This window comes from Brevibacillus fortis (genome assembly GCF_046196545.1).
Classification (GTDB): domain Bacteria; phylum Bacillota; class Bacilli; order Brevibacillales; family Brevibacillaceae; genus Brevibacillus; species Brevibacillus fortis_A.
Window position 1 is genome coordinate 4,960,767 of sequence record NZ_CP176370.1, and the last position, 21,734, is coordinate 4,982,500.

General features: G+C 50.8%; 14 protein-coding genes and 1 rRNA gene (1 of these 15 only partly in view). 4 read left to right on the forward strand and 11 right to left on the reverse strand.

Going from position 1 to position 21,734, the window contains the following annotated elements; translation table 11 throughout:
- Positions 1–30 precede the first annotated feature (30 nt).
- The 7 genes from ACKKE8_RS24360 to ACKKE8_RS24390 all read right to left on the reverse strand — a co-directional run bounded on the left by ACKKE8_RS24360 (position 31) and on the right by ACKKE8_RS24390 (position 12,898).
- Positions 31–6,585, reverse strand: a complete 6,555-nt coding sequence (locus tag ACKKE8_RS24360; protein WP_409175285.1) for a carboxypeptidase regulatory-like domain-containing protein — start codon at positions 6,583–6,585, stop codon at positions 31–33.
- 159 nt (positions 6,586–6,744) lie between these two features.
- On the reverse strand, positions 6,745–7,110 hold the full coding sequence (locus ACKKE8_RS24365; protein WP_007715853.1) for a YisL family protein: 366 nt from the start codon (positions 7,108–7,110) through the stop codon (positions 6,745–6,747).
- A gap of 153 nt (positions 7,111–7,263) precedes the next feature.
- Complete coding sequence (locus ACKKE8_RS24370; RefSeq protein ID WP_409175286.1) at positions 7,264–8,268, reverse strand: proline racemase family protein; 1,005 nt, start codon at positions 8,266–8,268, stop codon at positions 7,264–7,266.
- A gap of 43 nt (positions 8,269–8,311) precedes the next feature.
- Complete coding sequence (locus ACKKE8_RS24375) at positions 8,312–9,751, reverse strand: aldehyde dehydrogenase family protein (RefSeq protein WP_409175287.1); 1,440 nt, start codon at positions 9,749–9,751, stop codon at positions 8,312–8,314.
- A 14-nt stretch (positions 9,752–9,765) separates the two neighbouring features.
- On the reverse strand, positions 9,766–10,650 hold the full coding sequence (locus ACKKE8_RS24380; RefSeq protein WP_409175288.1) for a dihydrodipicolinate synthase family protein: 885 nt from the start codon (positions 10,648–10,650) through the stop codon (positions 9,766–9,768).
- Positions 10,651–10,682: 32 nt separating this feature from the next.
- On the reverse strand, positions 10,683–11,708 hold the full coding sequence (locus ACKKE8_RS24385; protein WP_409175289.1) for a 4-hydroxyproline epimerase: 1,026 nt from the start codon (positions 11,706–11,708) through the stop codon (positions 10,683–10,685).
- Complete coding sequence (locus ACKKE8_RS24390; RefSeq protein ID WP_409175290.1) at positions 11,705–12,898, reverse strand: NAD(P)/FAD-dependent oxidoreductase; 1,194 nt, start codon at positions 12,896–12,898, stop codon at positions 11,705–11,707. The genes ACKKE8_RS24385 and ACKKE8_RS24390 overlap by 4 nt, the downstream gene beginning before the upstream one ends.
- Before the next feature lie 134 nt (positions 12,899–13,032).
- On the opposite strand from ACKKE8_RS24390, the gene ACKKE8_RS24395 reads away from it, so the two are divergent.
- Entirely contained in the window at positions 13,033–14,793 is a 1,761-nt protein-coding gene (locus tag ACKKE8_RS24395) for a sigma-54 interaction domain-containing protein (protein WP_409175291.1), read from the forward strand.
- 840 nt (positions 14,794–15,633) lie between these two features.
- On the opposite strand, the gene ACKKE8_RS24400 is transcribed toward ACKKE8_RS24395, so the two are convergent.
- Both ACKKE8_RS24400 and ACKKE8_RS24405 read right to left on the reverse strand, forming a co-directional pair.
- Entirely contained in the window at positions 15,634–17,301 is a 1,668-nt protein-coding gene (locus ACKKE8_RS24400) for a peptide ABC transporter substrate-binding protein (protein ID WP_409175292.1), read from the reverse strand.
- 221 nt (positions 17,302–17,522) lie between these two features.
- Complete coding sequence (locus tag ACKKE8_RS24405) at positions 17,523–18,590, reverse strand: M24 family metallopeptidase (RefSeq protein WP_409175293.1); 1,068 nt, start codon at positions 18,588–18,590, stop codon at positions 17,523–17,525.
- A gap of 148 nt (positions 18,591–18,738) precedes the next feature.
- Here ACKKE8_RS24405 and ACKKE8_RS24410 point away from each other — a divergent pair, with 148 nt between their 5' ends.
- Genes ACKKE8_RS24410 through ACKKE8_RS24420 form a run of 3 tightly spaced genes read left to right on the forward strand, consistent with a single transcriptional unit; the run spans position 18,739 to position 20,545 of the window.
- Positions 18,739–19,011: a (2Fe-2S)-binding protein gene (locus ACKKE8_RS24410; RefSeq protein ID WP_409175294.1), complete on the forward strand. Its 273-nt coding sequence runs from the start codon at positions 18,739–18,741 to the stop codon at positions 19,009–19,011.
- The gene (locus ACKKE8_RS24415) at positions 19,008–19,343 is read left to right on the forward strand and encodes a (2Fe-2S)-binding protein (protein WP_409175295.1); all 336 of its coding nucleotides are present in this window, start codon (positions 19,008–19,010) and stop codon (positions 19,341–19,343) included. The genes ACKKE8_RS24410 and ACKKE8_RS24415 overlap by 4 nt, the downstream gene beginning before the upstream one ends.
- Positions 19,340–20,545, forward strand: coding sequence for an NAD(P)/FAD-dependent oxidoreductase (locus ACKKE8_RS24420; protein ID WP_409175296.1), 1,206 nt, complete (start codon positions 19,340–19,342; stop codon positions 20,543–20,545). The genes ACKKE8_RS24415 and ACKKE8_RS24420 overlap by 4 nt, the downstream gene beginning before the upstream one ends.
- Before the next feature lie 30 nt (positions 20,546–20,575).
- Here ACKKE8_RS24420 and ACKKE8_RS24425 read toward each other — a convergent pair whose 3' ends face one another.
- Positions 20,576–21,361 carry a DUF2161 domain-containing phosphodiesterase gene (locus ACKKE8_RS24425; RefSeq protein WP_409175297.1) on the reverse strand — a complete coding sequence of 262 codons (786 nt, stop codon included), beginning with the start codon at positions 21,359–21,361 and terminating at the stop codon, positions 20,576–20,578.
- A 99-nt stretch (positions 21,362–21,460) separates the two neighbouring features.
- A 23S ribosomal RNA gene (locus ACKKE8_RS24430) occupies positions 21,461–21,734 on the reverse strand; it runs 2,655 nt beyond the window's last position.

The window sequence follows — 21,734 nt, forward strand, 5'->3', positions numbered from 1 at the left end:
TTATTTTTAGTGGAGGAATTCTCCAAAATGTCAAAATGGGGTAAACAAAATGGTCGGACATGTTGCGACCCGCAAAGATCCGCTCATTGCTGCTGGAAGCAGAACCAGATCGAGCGTCACGATTTCCCCTGCCCCTAGCGTCACTGTCCCTCTCGCTTCTCCGCTTCCCATCGCATTGGCAACAACCAAGTAGGTGCCAGGATCAAGATCAGTCACCTTGTACCTGCCGAAGCTGTCTGTTTGGACCACCACAGTTCTTCTAATTGGTTGATTCACCGTTTGCACATACACGGTCGCTCCAGCAACTGGCAACCCAGTCAAACCAGATCGAATCGTTCCTTGTATCGTACCCGTTTGAGAAAGGCGGATGATGATAAAGGTTGTTTGGTTCGGCAAAACGACCGCTTCTGCCTGACCGGTACCAATGCCCGGGATGGTCCCGATAACGGTATACGTCCCCGGAGCCACATTGACAAAATGGAATGTTCCATCCGGTTCAGCCAGGATATTTTGCAGGCGAATCTGAGCTGAATTGAATAGCGACAATTGAATATTGTTTCCGCTGGCTTGGGTTCCGTCCGGCAAGAGAACAATCCCGGATATTGTTCCTACGATTGGCAATAGCTCGACTGTCGTTACGGTCGTCTGTCCACCTGCGACCGTAACTGTACGGTAATGTGTACCGAAGCCATCTGCGCTTGCGATGACATTGTACTCTCCAGCCGTCAAGCCATTCACCTGGAATTGTCCACTCTGGTCCGTAACAGTGTTGGCAACAAACAAGCCGCTAGAAAACAGCTGAATCGCAACAGCCGCCCCTGTGATCGGAAGTCCCGTCAACTGATTGGTCACCTGTCCGGAGATATTCCCTGGTAGAGGAGACATCGTGAGAATGACTCCGCTAATTGTCTGCCCAGCAGGCACGGTTATGCTTTGCGTTGCCGCTGCGTAGCTGTCTTCACTTGCGCTTATCAAATACGTTCCTGGCGGCAGATTGCCAACAGCGAAGTTACCCAGGTCATCAGTAATCGCACTGCCGAACAATGTCCCGTGTGAATCCTTCACCTGTATCAATGCATTGGGAACAACGCCTCCACCAGCAACCTGTACCTGACCTGTTACAGCAGCTGGAAATGGGGGAAGCCCCACATCAATCGTAGTAGTCTGTCCGGAAAAGATCGTCGCACCAACAGGCTGGGTGGTGTAGTTTTGAGCGCTTATCGCGAGTGTATAGGTTAACGGAGCCAATCCATCGATTTTAAACTGACCGAGACCGTCCGTGATCGTCCGAGACAACAAGTTGTTTGTGCCAGGGAAAAAGATCAATACTTCTGCCCCTACCAGCGGCGTACCATCAAGCGCATCCCTGACAGTGCCCTGCAAAACACCAGGATTCGGGTCCAATGGGATATTGACTGTAGCTGTTCCCCCAGGAGCTACATCAAAGGATACACTCTCCCTCTGATAGCTTTCGTTCCTCGCCAAAATGGTGTAATTCCCAGCCACAAATCCATCAATAAAGTAGATCCCCTGAGCGTCTGTCTGCGTTGAAAAGAGAATCGTGTTATTGTTGCCCAACAAGCGGACGAGCGTATTCGGCAATGGCGTGCTGAGAAGGACATCACTAACTTCCCCTGTAACACTTGCAGGCAGACTCTGCAAAGAAAAATCTAGACCGGTAGTCGCTCCCAATCCAACCATAGCTGTTGAAGCCTCAGCAGCGAATCCCGTAGCACTTGCGATCAATGTATAGCTCCCCGGTGAAAGTCCACTCACCATATACTGCCCCTGCGCATTCGTCAGGACAATAGCCAGTATCGTTCCAGACGGACTTCCCTGTCGAACAGTAATGACCGCACCAGCAATCGGCGAGGCTGTACCTTCCTCTCGCACTGTACCAGCTATTCCACCGGGCAACTGGTTTAACGCAAAGCTTAATACAGACGCCGCCCCTGCTTGTATCTGTGCGCCAGCTACATCGCTTGCATATCCAGCTGCATTGACATTGACGGTGTACCCTCCGGGAGCCAGCCTATCAAGTGAAAAGTTACCAGCGGCATCTGTCAGTACGGAGCCCACAGCGGCACGGGTATTGTCGTAGACGATTACCGTTGCTCCACTGATCGGAAGGCCTGTCTCCAGGTCTGTCACAACACCGGATAAACTGCCGGGATTGGGAGTCAATTCCTGCTGAAAGCTGGTGGTAACCCCCCCTTGCAAAATAACAGCCTGTGAGACAGATACAAAATTCGGCGCAGAAACAGTTACATTTACGACACCCGGTGGAAGCTTCTCTGCCAAAAAATTGCCTTGATCGTCTGTCAATAATTGAGCAAGCACGACACCATGGTCATCCGTAATGAGCACGGTGCTTCCCGGAATCCCGAATCCCGTCATTTGATTCGTCACCACACCCGAGATAGCCGCCGGCAAGTCAGGTAACGTGACAGTCGTTGAAGTTGCGGTATTGGCCGCCACGATCACGCCGATACTTCCTACGGCATAGCCCGGCGCAGACGCGATAACGGTGTATAGGCCGGGAGCGACACCCGCAAAGAAAAATACACCCGATTCATTCGCGAGCAAGCTTTGTATGACGGCTTGATTGCTATCCATCAGCTTGACGTTGATTTCGCTTCCCGTAACAGGTATACCCAAGCTGTTAATGACACTTCCCACGATGGACCCAGGCAAAGGCAAGAGCGCCACACTGGCTCCCGTCGTTTCTCCGCTAACTACATTGGCCCCTACTGATTGATCAGCATAGCTAGGCGCGCTTACCGTGACGGTATAAGCACCCGGCAACAGATGTTGAATCAAATAGCTGCCCGTCTGGTCGGTACTTGCTGTAGCTACTACATTTCCGTCACTGATGGAACGAATCAGTACAACTGCCCCTGCAATGAATATCGCGGGATTCGTCGCGTCCGTCACCTGTCCACTAATCCCGCCTGCATTCGACCCCAGGGTAAAGTCTACTCCGGGTTTATTTTCACCGGGTCCAAGTGTAACACCAACCGATCCTGTCACATATTCAGGGGCACTTGCGACCACGACAAATGAGCCAGCAGGCAGGTTGCCAATTGAATAGAACCCGTTTGAATCCGTGTAGCCAAAGCCTATTGTCGTCTCATTCAAATCCAGAATACGGACAACGGCATTAGCAATCGGCTGCATCCCCGTGTCTCGCACGGTTCCAGAAATACTGGCCGGACTCGGGGTAAGCGTAAAGGAAACGTTGGCCGTCTGCCCAGGCTGTACGATCGCCCCAACAGATTGAACAGCGTAGCCGGGAGTGGTAGCTGTAAGGACATAAGAGCCTGGTGCGACCCCTGAAAATGAAAAGGCCCCATTCCCATCTGCGACGACAGTACCGATCAACAGGTTATTGATATCAAACAATTGAATGGTGGTTCCCGGTACGACAGGTGCTGCTGTGCCGCTAATAAAACCGAAATCCTGATTGAGCTGAAGCTGCACAGGAGTAGTTGTATTCGCGAGTACAATGGCCCCGACATGATTGGACTGAAAGCCACCCGCTGAAGCAGCGATGACATATTGGCCTGCAGCCAAGCCCGTGATAACAAAGCTCCCTTGACTATCGCTGTATACTGAATGAACGACGGAGCCATTGAAATCGAGTGCATTTACTTGTGCACCGGCAATCGGCTGTAACGTCCCTGCAGCAAGCACCTGCCCTTGGATCTCACCCGGACTCGCAAACAACGCCAAGCTGACAGGCGTATTCGTATTAGCAAGTACAGTGGCGGAAGCACTGTTCGTTTCATAATTGGTTGCATGTGCAGTAATGGTATAAACTCCGGGTGCAAGCCCTGTGATCTCGTAATTGCCAGACAGATCGCTATTTGCTTCTGCGACGATTGCCCCTGCTTGGTTCAACACGCTAACCTCTACCGAAGCACCTGTTATCGGCAGACCCGACGTAGCATCGAAAATTGAACCTGAAATGCTCCCCGGCAAATCTGCCAGCTGTACATTCACCGTTGTTGTCGTCAATGAGGTGACGGTTGCCCCTGTGATCACTGTCGTTTTATCCGGAGCAGATACAATGACGACGTACGCCTGTGGCAGCAGATCAGGTACCACATACTGTCCGTTCCCATCAGTTAATACAGTAGCGACAACAGCACCTGCTGCCGTATTTTCTCGAATGACAACAGTGGCACCCTGAATCGGCTGATTGCCGCTATCAACCACCTGTCCTGCGATTGTTCCCGGAGAAGCTTGCAGAACAAAGGCAAGGGACGATATTTCCTGAGGCAGCACAGTCGCCCCCAACACAACGGTGGAATAACCAGAAGCTGATGCTGCTACGGTATAAGTATCCGGGGCCAAGTGCGGAAAGGAAAAGGTGCCAGCGCTGTCGGTAATGGCCTGTGCCACAGGAATAGTTCCCTTTAAAACAATGACTGTTGCATCAGCAAGCGGATTCATGCCTGTGTCCGTGACAGTCCCATTCAATACCCCTGCCTGTTTTTCCAATTGGAGGTCAACCGGTGTAGTAGCTCCAGCATTAATCTCTACCCCAACTGTTTGGCCCGCATACCCATCTGCAGCAGCCGTAAGGACATAGGTTTCCGGACCTATCAAGGATAAGGAGTAGTCTCCATTCGCGTCGGTTAACGTCTCTCCTACAGCAATTCCTGAACGAGTTACCACCTTAATGCTCGCATTTGGGATTCCCTCACCCGTTTGCGTATCGGAAATGGTTCCACTTACCGTTCCAAATGCAGTCGACAAAGAAAAATCAAGTACCTTGGCATCTCCCGCTTGCAGACTGATTCCAGCTAATTGTGTAGAAAAGCCCGCGGCACTGACACGGATTTGATAAACCCCTTCTGCGAGCTTGGTCAGCAGATACGTACCGGCTCCATCTGTTGTCGTTTCCGTCAGCGTAATACCTGTCTGATTCAGCACTTCCACCAATGCCCCGGCAATCGGTATGCCACCCGGACCTGTCACCAGACCAGATAGCTGGGCAACGGATGTCTGGAGCACTACATTTTGTGTAGTCGTCTGGGCTCGAATGACATTGATTGCGACTGTTGCTGGCTGGAATGTATCCGCACTGACTGCAAGGGTGTATGCCCCCGGTACGACATTGGTGAACTGATAAGTCCCTCCTCCCCCTGTCACTGTCTGGTTTACCGTCACGCCTGTTGTATTAATGAGCTTTACCACCGCACCTGAGATCGGTACCAATCCGGTATCTGTTACCGTCCCATTCACCTGGCCTGGGCTCGGAGGAAGCAAAATGTCTGATCTTGTGGTTTGCCCTGCTAAAACGCTCACGAATTGGATTTTGAGGTCATAAGTCGGCGCGGTCACCGACACTGAGTACAGACCAGGAGCCAATCCAGTAAACGAATAGGCACCATCTGTGTCTGTTGTCGTTGTTCCGATTAGAACGGGAATCGAATCATACAGCTCGACCTGCGCACCTGCTACAGGCAAGTTCGTGGACTGGTCAAGTACCACGCCAGCAACACTTCCAGCCAAGTTAACCGTGATGACAATATGATCCTGAACAGGAGAAAGTGTCCCGCCAGAAAAGCTGTCTACGCCAGTGACTGTCGCAGTGTTTAACCGCCGCGTTCCGCCTGGAGAGACCGCGAAAACCCCACTAACCGTAAATGACAAACTAGCAGTGGAACCAGCGGCCAAATTGCCGATCGTCCAGCTGAGCACCTTCGTGAGAGGATTGTAGATGACAGAGCCGATACTTGTTGCGTTTACCGTAAAAGCCGTTACCTGATCCAGCTCGATCAAATCGTTGACAACGACTGTTGTTGCCTGGCTCTTCCCGGTATTGGTGACACTGATTGATCCCGTCCATTGTGATACTTGTCCTGTGGTAACGACGGCTGGTCCTGCTGTTACCTGCTTGTCAATCGCGAGTTTTGCCCGTACATCTCCCACAGATACCGTGGTGATATTACTCTGGGAATTTTCAAAAGTGTAGCCTTCACTGACTCGCAGAGAGTCCTTGTTGTAGTTATTTTCATTCGCGGAAGTAAACGGAAGGAAACGAAGGGAGGTAAGAGAGGTAACACCAATTGTTGAAAAAAACGTAGCAGCCGGCATGACGAGATCAATGAAGTAATCTGGATTGCCGCTGAAATTAGAACCGTCATTCGTCAGCCGCACACGAGCCGTGTCAAAATTGATAATCGGGGCTTGCCAGTTAGGCGCTCCACTGCCGTTTGTGCCCTCTGCCGGATCGTTCCAGGAGTTAAATTCAACAACGGTGTTTTGAATCAAGGCAATGCGGTTGCGCAAGCCTTGCACGCCCAACATCCATTGGTATGTGCCAGCCACTCCGGTTGTATTGATTAAATATCCCCAGGAAAAATTTTGAAAGCCTGTTTTCTGCGAATTTCTTGGATCTTCGTTGACTCTCATCCGAAAATAGAGGTACGTTCCATCATACGCTAAAAAGGCAACGGGAAACGTGGCGTTTCCTACCAAATCGGCAGAGCCGGGACTTTCATCGTTCGGGACGTCTCCGAATGGACTTCCCCCGAGCATAAACGGGATGAATTGACTGTCAGAAGGATAGGCCATTTTTCCTCACCTCTTCCCTCTAACATATGTACATAGAGTGAGATGGCCCCCGCCTTCCCTTTGCTAATTGGCTTATTCGTGCCCGTCCAAACAAAAAAAGGGCTTTCACCCGCAAATACTTCTTGCGAGGAAACCCTTTCCCTTCCCGTATTGCCTATCTTACATAAATACGCGATAGCCAAGCAGAATAACCAGCACCAAAACGACAATACAGCCGATAAAGAAGCCGATGCTGCCTTCTTGTCGCTTTGCTTTGCCCAGGGACATTTCCATCAAACCAAAGGCGATAACCGCGATGATGCCCTTCACGTAGTAATAGAAATCTGTTGCGTGACCCACGAAAAGCATCCAAGCTCCCGATACAAGAATGATGACCATCATGAGTCTGAGCAGCATATGTACGATCTTGCCTGCTTTTGCTTTACCCACGCGATACAGGATATAGGCAACGATCAAAAGCACGAATGCAACTTCCCAGCTACCCACATGCGCTTCAATTAACGCTTTGTACGGCAAAAAATTCAACCCCTTTACTCCTGAATTCAATCTTGTCCATTATACCAGAAGAAGGGAAAAAATGTTGATGTCCCAATGCGTGGCAGTATTGTGACCAGGCTTTTTGGGGGATGAAAAAGAGGCTGCCTGTGATCGGCAACCTCTTTTTTCTAACAAACGATCCTATCGCAGTAAGAATCCGTCTTTCAGTGGGTCCGTAGGGTCAACGACAAATTGATGCAGACCTGTGATGAACGCCTTGCCTTCTATGCTCGGAATGACAGCCGGATAACTCCCCACCTGTGTGGTTGCTACCACCTTGCCGATAAACTGGCTCCCGACAATTCCTTCATGGACAAACGATTCTCCAAGAGACAGCTTGCCTCGCGCATGCAAGGTGGCGACGCGAGCCGCAGTACCTGTACCGCATGGGGAGCGATCGACTTGCTTGTCGGCAAAAATCGTCACGTTGCGCAGGTCTGATCCTTCCACTCTCGACTTATCCGAGATAATCACCCCGTAAATTCCTTTGAGTTCAGGCTCCAGCGGATGAACAACCTCCATTTTCGCCTCGATTTGTTCCTTGATTCGCTGGCCCCACTCTTGCAGCTCGGCCAATTGCTCAATTTCTACCTGAACCCCGAGATCTTCCGCCTGTACTACTGCATAGAATGCTCCGCCAAAAGAAATGTCCACTGAAAAAGCACGTCCTCCCCACTCAATAGGGACATCTTGTGCCAAAACAAAGGAGGGGACATTTTCAAACGAGACGGAATGGACCAGCGATTCTTCCACAGTGGCGTGTGCAATGATTCTTCCTGCCGGACTATCAATCACGATACGCTCTGTTGGATCTTCCAGCCGGAGTAGTCCAGTCTCAATGGCAGCCGTTACTACCGCAATAATTCCATGCCCGCACATTGTACTGTAGCCCTCGTTATGCATGAACAGCACTCCAAATGCCGCATCTGGGCTGACGGGCTCTGTCATGACACAACCGTACATACCATGATGCCCGCGCGGTTCATACATGAGTACTCGCCGGATATGGTCCAGCTCCTCCCGAAAGTATCGTCGCTTCTCCAGAATCGTCTCGCCTGCGATCGGTGGGATGCCGCCTGTTATAATGCGCAGCGGCTCCCCTCCAGTATGGGCCTCGATCGTCGTAAACAACTGATTGATGTGCATGACATCCTCACCTTTTTATGCGATTGGCGATTTGCTCGATGGATCACCACGCGTATTTGATCGCGCATGTTTTCGTCGTACTGTAGAAATCAAGTGCCGCCTGACCCTGCTCCCGTGTATGTGAGCTGGACAGCTTCATGCCGCCAAATGGAGCCTGGTATTCCACACCTGCCGTCTCCTGATTGACCCGAACCATCCCTGCCTGCGCCACATCCAAGAAGCGATGGGCGCTCGCCAAATCTCGGGTGAACAACGAAGCGCTCAGTCCATATACAGACTGGTTGCACAGCTCCACCGCCTCGTCAAAACCGTCTGCTGTCAAAAGCACAGCCAATGGTCCAAACACTTCCTCCTGGACGAGGCGATGATTGGCAGCGACACCCTCGACAATTTGGGGACGGATGTAATAGCCTTGCTCCTCTTTTGCATAAGCAGGGCTTTGGGCAATGACTGTTGCCTCATCATTAGCCAAGCCGATGTATTGCCCAACCGTCTCATACTGTGCAGTCGAGGCAACTGGCCCCAAATACGCTTCCAGATCGCTGGCATCTCCTACTCGGCACGTCTCCATAGCCGATTGCAATCGCTCGACCAGTGGCTGATAGATCGCTTTTTCTACAATGATCCTGCTGGTAGCCGTACATTTTTGACCAGCCGACCGAAACGCGCCGCTGAGCAAAATCGGAACCGTTTTATCCAGATCAGCATCAGCCAAAACCACTGCCGCATTTTTCCCGCCCATCTCGGTTTGATATTTAATATTGCGACCCGCGCACGCGATGGCAATCTGTCTGCCTGTTTCCGATGAGCCAGTAAAGCTGACTGCATCGACTTCGGCTTCATTCGTGAGTGTATGGCCGATCTCTCGGCCCTTGCCAATCACCAGATTCAGCACACCCGCAGGCAGCTTTGTTTCCGCAAATATTTCAGCTAGTCGTGTCGCTGTGAGCGAACCATTTTCCGCCGGCTTCCAGATGACCGTGTTCCCGCAAATGAGTGCAGGGGCGATCTTCCAAATGGGGATCGCAACGGGGAAGTTCCATGGTGTGATGACAGCCACGACTCCGAGCGGGACACGACGGCTGTATTGCAGAACGTTCGTATCGGAAGAAGGAATCAGGTTGCCGTTGGAACGCATCCCTTCTCCGGCATAATAGCGCAACAGACTGACCCCGCGCGCCACTTCACCGCGCATCTCTCCAAGCTGCTTGCCCATTTCCCGGCTTGCCAGCTGTGCCAAACTGTCGGCATTTGCCTCTAATGCGGAAGCCATTTGAAAAAGGATTTCGCCACGAGCCGCACCCGTTTGTTTTGCCCAGCCGATCTGTGCCGCACGAGCTGCCTGTTCAGCAGCAAAAACATGTGACCGATCAGACAGATGCAGAACGCCGACTTCTTCTGTGATACACGATGGGTTCTTGACCGTTAGTTCCTTCCCTGACGGCGTCATCCATTCGCCGCCAATCCAGTTTTTACTGTGCATCCTGCCCGTCCCCCTTATCTTCCACTTGCAGCGCCGACAGCGTAGTCAAACGCCTTTTTAATGCCTGCGTAGTATTCTTCAGACAGCGGCAGACGCGGCGGACGAGTTGGTCCTACTGGGAAGTCGGCCAGCTCCATCATGTATTTGATCGACTGCACCAATTGTGGACTCGCGTCGTAGTGGAACAACGGCAACAATCGACGATAAAGCGCCTGTGCCTCGGCTAGCTTGCCTGCCCGTGCCAGACGGAACAGCTCCACGCCTTCTTTTGGCAGTGCATTCGGTACACCTGAGATCCAGCCTGTCGCCCCGATCAAGCCGCCCTCCATGACGAGATCGTCTACACCGACCATGACTTCCAAGTCCGTCTGGGCGAGAATGTCCTGCATGCGGCGCACGTCACCGGAGAATTCTTTCACAGCGACGATATTTTCAAACTTTGCCAATCTCGCCAAAATGTCCGGCGTCAGGTCGATTTTGTAATCGTGAGGATTGTTATAGGCAATAATCGGCAACCCGACAGTGTTCAGTGCCTCGTAGTGGGCAAACACTTCATTTTCCAATGGCTTGTAGTTAATCGGAGGCAAGGCCATCACGCCTGCTGCTCCCGCATCCTTGGAGAATTGCACCCATTCCACTGCTTGACGGGTGGACGGAGCAGCAGAGCCTACGACCACCGGAACTCGACCTTTTGCGGCAGCGATCACGGTCTGAATGACTTTTGCCCGCTCTTCTCCTGTCATTGTCGCGTATTCTCCCAGCGAACCGGACGGAACCAGCCCGTCTACGCCCTCCTGAATCAGCCAGTCACACAATTCCGCCAAACGCTTGTAATCTACCTCGTAATCGTTTGTAAACGGCGTGACAATCGCCACGTATACTCCTTCAAATCTTGCCATTTTTCATTCTCCTCTCACGGTTGGAATTTGTTTTAATGATCCGTTGCGGCTGGGATGAGCAAAAAGCCATTCGCCAGCTCGTCTTCCGGATTGTAAAAAATCGTATGCTTACCCATCAGCCAGGCCGAGCCTGCAATTCGGGTGATGACAGCAGGCAGCCCCCCTTCCTCCGTCACCTGCAGCACTCTTCCTGTAAACAGAGAACCGACGATGCTCTCATGCACAAACGGTTCGTCTATCCCGATCTCCCCTTTGGCAAACAAAGTCGCCAGCTTGGCAGAAGTGCCCGTTCCACATGGCGATCGGTCTATTCCGCCCGGCGGTACGACGACGGTATTTTTCACATCCGCTCCCGGATTGTCAGGGGCCGTATAGAACTCCACATGGGTCAGTCCGCGAATAAACGGCTTCTCTGGATGAACGATCTCCATGGCCTGATTAATTGCTTTTCGAATCGTGACGGCCGTATCGACAATGGTGGATGCATGGGCTGGCGTCAGTTCGAGATGGAGCTTGCGTGCATCTGTGATGGCATAAAAGTTTCCACCGTACGCAATATCGCAGGTCACCGCTCCAATCCCTTCTACTTCTACCGTCACATCTTGCTGATAAAGGAAGGCTGGAATGTTCACAAACGATACTTCCTTGGCTTTTCCTCCCTCTACCTGTATGTCTACCTCGACCAATCCTGCTGGCGTATCGAGCGTAAGCTTTGTCACCGGCTCAGTCACGGGGATCATGCCTGTCTCCACCAGCGCGGTACATAGACCGATCGTATCGTGGCCGCACATCGGCAAGTATCCGCCTGTCTCGATATAGATCACTCCTACATCCGCCTCCGGATGGCATGGATCAACGATCAAGGCCCCGGACATCACATCATGCCCGCGCGGCTCATACATCAAAAACGTGCGAATCCAGTCGTACTCGGCCTTCATCTGGAGCATTTTTTCTCCCATCGTGGTTCCGGTAAGCTTTGGCAGACCACTGATTACCGTGCGGGTAGGGTTTCCCCCGGTATGCGTGTCAATGGTGGTGAACACCCTCGTTGCTTTCATGGATGCAACACTCCTTTTTTCGTAAACCGGTCCAAGCGCAGCGGCTCTGTCGGAATGATGGTATCTGTCTGATCGACCAGCATCTCGGACACCAGCTTGCCAGTGACGGCAGCCAGACTGATTCCATCTCCTTCATGACCAGCCGCGATAAAGTAACCGGGAACTTCTTCTACGCGAGAAATAATCGGCAAGTGATCCTCTGTCCACGGGCGCAAACCGCAATACGTACGGATGATAGCGAAATCGGTGATCTTCGGATAAAAGCGAAGCGCCCTTCTCGCCATGCACCTGACGACATTCAGATCAATCCGCGTATCCAAGCCTACAAACTGACGACTGGAGCCGATCAAGAAGTTCTGGCTTTCTGTCGGTTCAAATACGAGCGCGACTCCATACTTCTCTGTCTCCTCGTCTACTTGTCGCACTCCGCCAAACTTCGAGATGAGATAGCCGAACTCCATCACCTTTCGCACACCGACAGGCAACTGTCTCGAGGCGACGATCAAATGCCCTTTGCGCGGAACGATCGGAATGTCCACCCCGACCATTTTGCCAATGACTGGCGCCCACACCCCCGCGGCGTTGACGACCTGCTTGGCTGTCATGCTGCCTGTACCAAGCCCGATGTGAAACGTTCCCGTCGCCTGATCACGTCTGAGCGACTTGACCTCTGTACGGCGCATGATCCTCGCTCCGTGCTTTTTCGCGCCTTCAAACAGGGCAAAGGTCAGCATGTACGGATTGACGGTAGAATCGGTGGCGCACTCCAAGCCTCCCAGCAAGTCGTCGGCAAAGTAAGGTGACTCCTGCCGAATATCCGCTCGGTCCAACATTCGAAACGGCAGTCCAGCTTCCTTTTGCCGTCGCACCCATTCATGAGCGGCTTCCATCTCAGCCTCTGATTCGCAGACGAGAATGCTCCCCGGTGCCCGATATTCAAACGTATGGTCCAGCTCCCGGCTAAGCTGGTCAACGAGCATCTGGCTTTTCAGGGACATCTGACTGTCAAAGCCGGGGTCCTTGTCGATCGCCAAAATATTCCCGTCACAGCGCGAGGACGTCCCGGATGCCAGCTCGCCTTTTTCCAGGACAACGACATCCAATCCAGCCTTCGCTGCGTAATACGCAATCGCCGCACCGATGATGCCACCGCCGATTACCGCAATCTGCGCATGGGTTTGTACTGTCATGCTGATTCTCCTCAAATGCGTATTCTGCTACTCGCTTACTCTTTTTTGCAAAAGCCATGCCAATCGTTCCAAACGAGATTCCCAAAATATTTCGTCTAAATTCTTTGACAACCGAAAGAGCGAATGTATAATAAATGAGAAAATGTTCAAAATTTTATACACTTGAACTACCTCTTTTAAAAGGGATGATCGAGTTGAATCACAAACTTCCTGCCTTAACCGAGTTGATGCAGACAAACATGCGGATTTTCAACGACCAAGAGCTTCTCCCTCCTCCGTTGGACGAAACCATACCTGTATTTACCCAGCGTCAAACCAGCTGGTATGTGGCCAATTCCTCCCATTTAACCGCCAATTTGACGATCGATTGCACACAAGCCCCTTGGGAACCAGCTGCTGTGACGACACTAGATTCAACATTGGCCGACGCCATCCACCTGCTAGCTACTCACAACTATCTCCTGATCGAAAAACAGCCCGGAGTCCCTGTCGGCTACCTTCATCGAGGTGCAGTCATACAAGCCATTTTTTCCTCGTACGAGATCTTGGAAGCGTATTTCGAGACGATGATTAAGACCATGGATGCTTCCATATCCGTCATCGACGAAAAAGCACGTGTGATGGTTTGGACAGAAGGCGCTGAACGAATCTTTTCCTTGAAAGCAAAAGAAACGATTGGTCGCCCGATCACCGAATTTTTCCCGCTTGAAATGCTCGAAACACTCAAATCTCTGCAAAGCGGACAGTCTCTCTACCGTCATCAGCATCAGCCGCGGGAGGATCTCGTCGTGCTCATCAATACCAACCCGATCTATTTGCATGACAAAATCATCGGTGCTGTCGCGGCGGAAACCGATATCACAAGCCAGGTTCGACTGAACCAGGAGCTGTTGAACGCCAATAAAAAAGTGAACCACTTGCAGCAGGAAATGGCAAAGCTCAGTCCGACCCCTGATCCATTTGCACAGATCAAGGGAACGAGTCTCCCCATTCGCCATATCAAGTCCATGATCCAAAAGCTCAGTGCTACACAAGCAACCGTCTTGATCACAGGAGAAAGCGGCGTCGGCAAGGAGCTTTTCGCCAAAGCCGTGCATGATGTGCGGGAAGGCTCCAATGCGCCCTTTATCGCCATCAACTGCGGTGCGATTTCGCCTACTTTGTTTGAAAGCGAGCTGTTCGGGTACGAAAAAGGTGCCTTTTCTGGTGCGGATCAAAAAGGGAAAAAAGGAATGATTGAGCTGGCACGTGGAGGAACGCTGTTTCTCGACGAGGTAGGAGAAATGCCGCTCGATATGCAAGTGAAGCTGCTTCGCGTGCTTCAAGAGAAAAAGTATTATTCAGTCGGAGGGACCAAGCAGATTGAAGCGGACTTCCGCGTGGTTGCCGCCACGAATAAAAATTTGGAGGATTTAATAAAGGAAGGAAAGTTTCGCCAAGATCTGTTCTATCGGCTCAATGTCGTGACGCTGAAAATTCCTCCACTTCGAGAACGCATTGAAGATACGATTGAACTCGCCCACTTTTTTCTCTATGAATTCTCTTTACGTTACAACCGTCCCATTCATGCCATCTCGCAAAATGTGATGCAAAACCTGCTCCAATACGACTGGCCAGGCAACATTCGCGAGCTGCGAAATGCCATTGAACGATTGGTGGTATTTGCGACAGACGGTATTATCAAAGAAGAAGATTTGCCGTATTCGTTGCAAGGTCAGACGAAACAGGTACCGATTGAGCTCTCTCCCGATCTCTTTTCTCTGCAAGAAGAAATCGAAGCCCATGAGCGCCGTGTCATTTTGCGAGCCATCGAGCTGGAAAACGGCAACAAGCAAGCCGCTGCGAAAAGACTTGGCATATCGCGGGCCACGCTCTATAACAAATTGGGTAAGTAAAAAAGAAAAAACGTTGTCCTTCAACGGTTGTGCATGGGGAAGCCCTGCCACATGTTTTCGAGCGGTAGATGTTCATCCTGCTTTTCAGCTCTTTTTTGGGTCAGCTCAAGGGAGATTCTTTGTACTAACTGATCTTCTTGCGTTATCGAAATACGACTGTGAAGAACTTGTGGTTCGTTTTTAAAGTCAATGCTTGCGAACAGCCAATTTTCCTTCCTTCTTGAATCGACTAGAATAATGTTTTACAAAAGCCGCGTAGAAGAAGCGGATTTCCAGTCCAAGCGCCTCTGGAGCCCGCCCCAGCGTAGACTGGAAATATGCTTCTTCCCTCCACTACAGCCTCTTTTTACAACTAAAAACCGCACGCCACCTCAAACAAAAATCAGGAAAACATCGCCCCTCTTTAGGCGGCAACACCTCAGACAAAATACGGATCAATTCCATAGTTGATTCCTCCTTTGTCGTTGGGCACGTAAGAAGTGCACGCGGCCTACGCACCCAAATACGCCTTGACGATCGAATCGCCGGCCCTGAGAACGTCTGCCTTATTTTCCATGACGATGTGTCCTGCGTCGCCATTTGTGGATCACAGCCATCATCAGCCACTTCAATCTTCAATTTTTTTCTAACAACTCCACCGCTGTCGTTTATTTTTTGACAGCCATTTCGATTGCGTTTTGCATGTCTTTTCCATCCGTTGTATTTTTACCAGTTACTGGTAAAAATACAACGACGAGTATCTCTCTAGCGTCTGCACCTCCAGTATAAGATCCTTGATTGGCACATCGCCGTGACTATCACGCTTCCCCATTTTTTCAGAGCCCATCCCCCATTCGAATATTATTCGATTGATGCCCATTTCCAGTCGATTGCGCCTAGACCATCCTGGAAGATTCCTTTTACCTTGTCATTCTTCACCCATGTATGCGTATAGAAGTAGATCGGCATAATCGGCATTTCATCCATCATGATTTGCTCGGCTTCACGCAGAATCGTCTTACGCTTTTCCGGATCACTCTCTGTGGCTGACTGATTCAGCAGCTCTTTGAATTTCGGATTCTCCCAACGCGTATCATTGTTTCCTCCGTCCTTTTCCTTGAACAGCTCCAGGAAGTTGATCGGATCGTTGAAGTCACCCGACCAGCCAAGACGCCCGACCTGGTAGTTGCCCTCGTGCATAGTCTCGAGGTACACCTTCCATTCTTGATTTTCCAGCTTCACTTCTGCTCCAAGGTTTTGGCGCCATTGGTCCTGAATCGCTTCTGCAATCTTTTTATGCCCTTCGGAGGTGTTGTAGCTGAGCTTGATCGGCGGCAGTTTAGAGACACCCAGCTCTTTCATTCCTTCTTCTAACAGCTTTTTGGCCGTTTCTTGATCATTGTCTTTGAAATAACCGCCCGTATTGAGTCCCATTGTCGGAGGAACTGCTGCCATCGCTGGCTGCTGATTCGCTTGGAGTACGTTATCGATCAAGATTTGACGGTTAATCGCGTAGGCAAAAGCTTTACGAATCTTCACGTTATTGAACGGAGGATTCTCTGTATTGAACTTGTACCAGTAGGTAGCACCGACAGGCTTCACTTGCAGCTTTCCGCTGTCTTTAAGCGCTGGCATCGCATCTGTTGGCAGCGAGCTTAACGGACTGCCTGCCCAGTCAATCTCGCCATTTTCGAACATGGACAGCTCTGTGTTTTCATCCTCCACCATCGAGAACTCGATCTTGTCCAGCTTGACACTATCTTTGTCCCAGTAGTTGTCGTTTTTCACGAGTACCATTTTGCTTTTGTGTTCCCAAGACTCCATTTTGAATGGACCATTTCCTACATGTGTTTTGGCCTCTCCAGACCATTTTTCATCTGCCTCGACTACCTTTTTATTTACCGGGAAATAAGTTTGGAAGGCGGTTAGCTCCAGAAAAAACGGGGTTGGATTCGTTAACTCTACATGGAGGGTCTTGTCATCCAATGCTTTTACGCCGACATCATCCAAGCTGCTAGTCCCTTTGTTGGCCTTCTCCGCATTCTTGATGTAATAGAGCTGGTAGGCGTAATTGGACGCTGTCTTCGGATCGAGAGCCCGCTTCCACGCGTATTCGAAATCGTGGGCTGTTACCGGCTCTCCGTTGCTCCACTTGGAGTCTCTCAGCTTGAAGGTGTATGTTTTCATATCACTCGATACTTCAATCTTCTCGGCTACTGCTTCCTCTGGCTTGCCCGAAGGCCCGATGCGTGTCAGTCCATCAAAAACTGCTTTGACGATGGCAGCAGAGGTCGTATCTTCCGCAAGTCCTGGATCACCCGTAGGTGGTTCGGAGTGAAGATTCCAGCGGAGAACTTGTGCTTTTGCTGGTTCTTTCGCCGTGGTGGTAGGTGCTGGCTGTGTGCTCGACTGTCCACTCTGTGATGCTTGCTCGGCTGGCTTCGCTGCAGGCTGTCCTCCTCCACATCCTGCCAACGCTAATCCCATGACTGCTACGCTACTCATTACCACGAACATACTTTTTTTCATTTGATCAACCCCCATTGTTCAGTCGTTATGTGTTGGTTTTCAGAATTATCAGAATGCAAGAGATATGCCAAAAATGAAGGCGGCAGTGGCTTCGTTCTAGCGTTGATTGTTGTAAATATTTTTGTACACTGTATACCTTGTTGTGTTTCAAATCTTAGACACCGCTGTTAGACAAAAAAGCCTCAGCCCACTTACTCGGCCAAGACTTTTGTCTCTCTTATTCACAAAATGATCAATTCGCGCGGTGAATGTGTCAGCACCTCGTTGCCACTCTCTGTGACAACCAGATCGTCTTCGATACGAACCCCACCTAGCTCTGGGATATAAATCCCCGGCTCCACGGTCAAAATCATGCCTTCTTGGAGAACAGCGGTGCAACGTGTGGACACAAATGGCTCCTCATGAATATCGAGGCCAACTCCATGCCCCATCCCATGTCCAAATCGCTCGCCATAGCCGTGCTCCGTGATGTAGTCCCGTGCGAAGGCGTCTGCCTCTTTCCCGGTAATGCCAGGACGAATGCCTGCAACAGCCCGATTGCGTGCTTCCAATACGATCTCGTAGATGGCTTTGAGCTGTTTATCAGGAGTGCCAACAGCAACCGTACGGGTAATATCAGAGCGATACCCTTGATACAATGCACCAAAGTCCATCGTAACCATATCTCCTGCTTCAATAACCTTTTCACTCGCTACGCCATGCGGAAGCGCGGAACGATAACCAGAAGCAACAATGATGTCAAAAGCAGAGCCCGACGCCCCTTCCTTTCGCATGAACATTTCCAATTCATTAGACACCGCAAGCTCTGTGATACCAGGACGCAGAAAAGAAGTAATATGGGAGAATGCCGCATCGGCGATTTGCGCAGCCGTTCGGATGATCGCCAGTTCTTCCTTTGTCTTAATCATCCGCAATCTCTCAATGACACCTGACGTCGGAATGAATGCTGTTTGGACGGTCTCGCTGTATTTGCGATGCAAGGCAAACGAGACATTCTCCTCCTCAAAGCCGAGATGGTTGATCCCCATCGCTTCCGCCTGGCGCGCTACTTCACTGTATACCGATTCTTTTGTCGGCAAATATACGATCTCAAAGCCTGTTGCTTGTGCTTGCGCTTGGGCTGTGTAACGGAAATCTGTGAAGAGCTTGGCCTGGTCCCTTGAAATAAGAACAACTCCGTATGTACCTGTAAAGCCTGTGAGGTATCGGCGGTTTTGTCCATTGGTGATCAAAATCCCGTCAATCCCAAGTGAATCGAATTGCTCACGCAGTCTTTTTACTTTTTCCATCTCTGTCATCCCTCTTTTGTTTGTCGTGATTGGGCTCGTTCTTTGCGAATATTAAGCAAGTATTGTGCCAACCAGGACGATCTCACTCGCTTCCCCATGGCACGACACTTGCATTTTTCATCAAGCAAGAATGAAAGGAGGCTTCATCATGGAATCGCATCCATTGATTATCTGCCGTTGTGAAGAAGTAACTCTCGCTGAATTAGTAGAGACCGCCCAAACCTATCAATGTACCGCACGCGAGCTGAAACTACGGACCAGAGCCGGAATGGGCTGCTGCGGTGGGAGAACCTGCCGTATATTGATCGATCAAATCATTCAGCAAGTAACTAGCCAAGTGCCTTCTCATACTGTACCTCTTGGATACCAACCGCCCATCCGTCCTGTCTCATTTCAAATGCTTGGGGGGCAACGGGCATGAGTCAACGAATTGATCACCATCCGGTCCTCGGTTCACTCGGCAACAGGAAGCAGCTTCCTTTTTATTATAACGGCTCTGTCTATACGGCTTACGAAGGCGAGACGATTGCGGGAGCCCTATTGGCCGCAGGGGTCCGCACGCTTCGGGTGCATGAGGAAAAAGGAACACCTCGAGGAATTTACTGCAATATCGGTCACTGCTATGAATGTCGCGTCCATGTAGACGGTGTTCCTACCGTGCGTGCTTGTATGACGCTTGTGCAGGAAGGCATGCAAGTGAACGCGGGTTCAATCCTTCCTACTCCTTTGAAAAAAGGAGGGCATGGTGCATGATCGACCTTCTCATCATCGGGGCCGGACCTGCAGGTTTATCTGCAGCAATTGCAAGTGCCAAACAGGGATTGGCTGTTCGTGTAGTCGATGAGTTTTATCGCCCTGGGGGACGTTTGCTCGGACAGCTTCACGAAGAGCCGAACGGTGTGTGGTGGAATGGACTGGATGAGGCAGCCCGGCTCACGGAGGAAGCGAAACATCTCGGTGTAGAGATCTGTTGCGGCGTCTCCGTTTTCCATTTGTCGCAATCCCAGAATGGCTGGGTCGTCTCTACGACACAGGGGGAAATGATAATCCCATTGCTCCTGATCGCAACGGGGGCTTCTGAAGCAGCCGTACCCGTGCCAGGGTGGACGTTACCCGGCGTGATGTCCATCGGAGCTGCTCAAGTCATGACGAATGTGCAGCGCGTGCGAGTAGGACAACGCGGGGTAGTCATTGGCATCAATATCTTATCAGTGGCGATATCCCGGGAATTGCAGTTGGCTGGAGTTACGGTGGATCGAATGATTCTCCCACCTAGTACGACTGTCAGTGGCACTGCGGGGCAACCACAAGCCGTGATGCAATCCTTATTGCGCGTCGCCCATCTTGCCCCTTCTCTGATGATTCGGCTGGGGAGCAAACTGATGGGAAGTTCATGGATGCAAAAGCTGGCAGTGTCCCTTTATCCCTCAAACGGGTTTTCTATGTGGGACATCCCGATTCAACTGCGAACAGCAGCTCTGGAGATCGTCGGAACCTCTCAAGTCGAGGGTGTCCGTATCGCCCTAGTTGCAGCCGATGGTTCACCCATAGCTGGAACCGAACAAGTCATTCCAGCTGATTACGTCTGTATCGCAGGCGGATTAAGTCCACTCGCTGAATTGGCAGCGATTGCCGGGTGCCCTTTTGCCTATGTTCCCTCCCTGGGCGGGCATGTCCCCTTACACAATGAAAGCATGGGAACACCAGTCCCAGGACTCTATGTTGCCGGCAATATCACGGGAATTGAAAGTGCCAAAGTGGCAATGGCTCAAGGTACTGTCGCTGGACTTTCTATCGCAAAAGCTCGGGGGAAGCTGACGAATGAACAGCCGTTATCGGATGCCATTCAACAGGTGAAAATCGTCCGCCAAAACGCAACGATCCAGTTCGATCCAGACATTGTGGCTGGGCGTGTACTGGTGGGGCAAATGACAGCAGAATGGACCGCGAACTAATTCATTCCTTTAATAGGCAAAGGCAGCCTGTTATTCTTTCACGGCAGGCTGCCTTTGTTTTTCTGAGTCCAGAGTAAGCGTATCGTGTATTTCCTCTCCCTGTTCTCGATAGTGAGCAATGAGTTCAGGATATTCCGCGATTTCTCTCTCTCCTGTCGGAGTGATCGCATACAGCCCTCGTTGCACACGGGTAAACCACCCATAATGATTTTGGATAAGAATCGACGAGGTTTTCTCCCCCGCCCCTTTGCTCTTGAGTAATTTAGGCGATAACGGCCCATACTGCTGAAGCAACGTCGCAATTTGAATGCAGCTCTGCTTGTAGGCCGTCATGAGCTTGGTTTGATAGCTGCCGCCAACATTGTAATCGCCGTATCTTCCCCGCATCTCTTCAATGATGCGGCTTCGCTTTTTTTGATTGAATTGCTTGCTTTTTACCCGATCAAACGGTCCTGGTGAAATATTCACTTCCATGACTGCTGGCCCTCTTTTTGGAAAGGACACGAGAATGAGACCGAGCTCAAGACGTCTAACCAAGTAGCATATATCTTGCCATTTTTTCGAAAACAATTTGTATTTGGGCTTCGGGATTGCCATATAAACAAAATTGGTATAGCGTTGTCGCTTGGTTGCCTGTATGAGCAATTCCACACTTAAGTTGCGCTTAAACTCAACAATGATCAGTTCCTCGCCTTTGATGGCCGTTAAATCGCAATGCTTGACCTCGCCAAAAACGTCATATCCTTGTGCGACAAAATAATTCCGAATCGGTTCGTACATGTCAGCTTCATATTTCTTCTCTGCTTTTGATTCCATGTGCTCCCCTTCTCTTATAGGAAAAAGAGCCAATCCAGTGGATTGACTCCTCTCTTCGTTATTCCTTCAAAACTGAATACGCATGATTGCTAAGAGTGTGTGGATAAGTCCTCGACCGATTAGTATTCGTCAGCTCCACGCGTTACCGCGCTTCCACACCGAACCTATCAACCTCATCGTCTATGAGGGGTCTTACCAGCTTGCGCTGTGGGAAGTCTCATCTTGGAGGGGGCTTCACGCTTAGATGCTTTCAGCGCTTATCCCGTCCGCACATAGCTACCCAGCTGTGCCACTGGCGTGACAACTGGTGCACCAGCGGTGCGTCCATCCCGGTCCTCTCGTACTAAGGACAGCTCTCCTCAAACTTCCTACG

What these genes read in the sequence shown, in the direction of transcription:
- ACKKE8_RS24360 (WP_409175285.1), bottom strand. Translation starts at nt 6,585, where the DNA reads ATGGCCTATCCTTCTGACAGTCAATTCATCCCGTTTATGCTCGGGGGA.
- ACKKE8_RS24370 (WP_409175286.1), bottom strand. Translation starts at nt 8,268, where the DNA reads ATGCACATCAATCAGTTGTTTACGACGATCGAGGCCCATACTGGAGGG.
- ACKKE8_RS24375 (WP_409175287.1), bottom strand. Translation starts at nt 9,751, where the DNA reads ATGCACAGTAAAAACTGGATTGGCGGCGAATGGATGACGCCGTCAGGG.
- ACKKE8_RS24380 (WP_409175288.1), bottom strand. Translation starts at nt 10,650, where the DNA reads ATGGCAAGATTTGAAGGAGTATACGTGGCGATTGTCACGCCGTTTACA.
- ACKKE8_RS24385 (WP_409175289.1), bottom strand. Translation starts at nt 11,708, where the DNA reads ATGAAAGCAACGAGGGTGTTCACCACCATTGACACGCATACCGGGGGA.
- ACKKE8_RS24390 (WP_409175290.1), bottom strand. Translation starts at nt 12,898, where the DNA reads ATGACAGTACAAACCCATGCGCAGATTGCGGTAATCGGCGGTGGCATC.
- ACKKE8_RS24395 (WP_409175291.1), top strand. Translation starts at nt 13,033, where the DNA reads ATGAGAAAATGTTCAAAATTTTATACACTTGAACTACCTCTTTTAAAA.
- ACKKE8_RS24400 (WP_409175292.1), bottom strand. Translation starts at nt 17,301, where the DNA reads ATGAAAAAAAGTATGTTCGTGGTAATGAGTAGCGTAGCAGTCATGGGA.
- ACKKE8_RS24405 (WP_409175293.1), bottom strand. Translation starts at nt 18,590, where the DNA reads ATGGAAAAAGTAAAAAGACTGCGTGAGCAATTCGATTCACTTGGGATT.
- ACKKE8_RS24410 (WP_409175294.1), top strand. Translation starts at nt 18,739, where the DNA reads ATGGAATCGCATCCATTGATTATCTGCCGTTGTGAAGAAGTAACTCTC.
- ACKKE8_RS24415 (WP_409175295.1), top strand. Translation starts at nt 19,008, where the DNA reads ATGAGTCAACGAATTGATCACCATCCGGTCCTCGGTTCACTCGGCAAC.
- ACKKE8_RS24420 (WP_409175296.1), top strand. Translation starts at nt 19,340, where the DNA reads ATGATCGACCTTCTCATCATCGGGGCCGGACCTGCAGGTTTATCTGCA.
- ACKKE8_RS24425 (WP_409175297.1), bottom strand. Translation starts at nt 21,361, where the DNA reads ATGGAATCAAAAGCAGAGAAGAAATATGAAGCTGACATGTACGAACCG.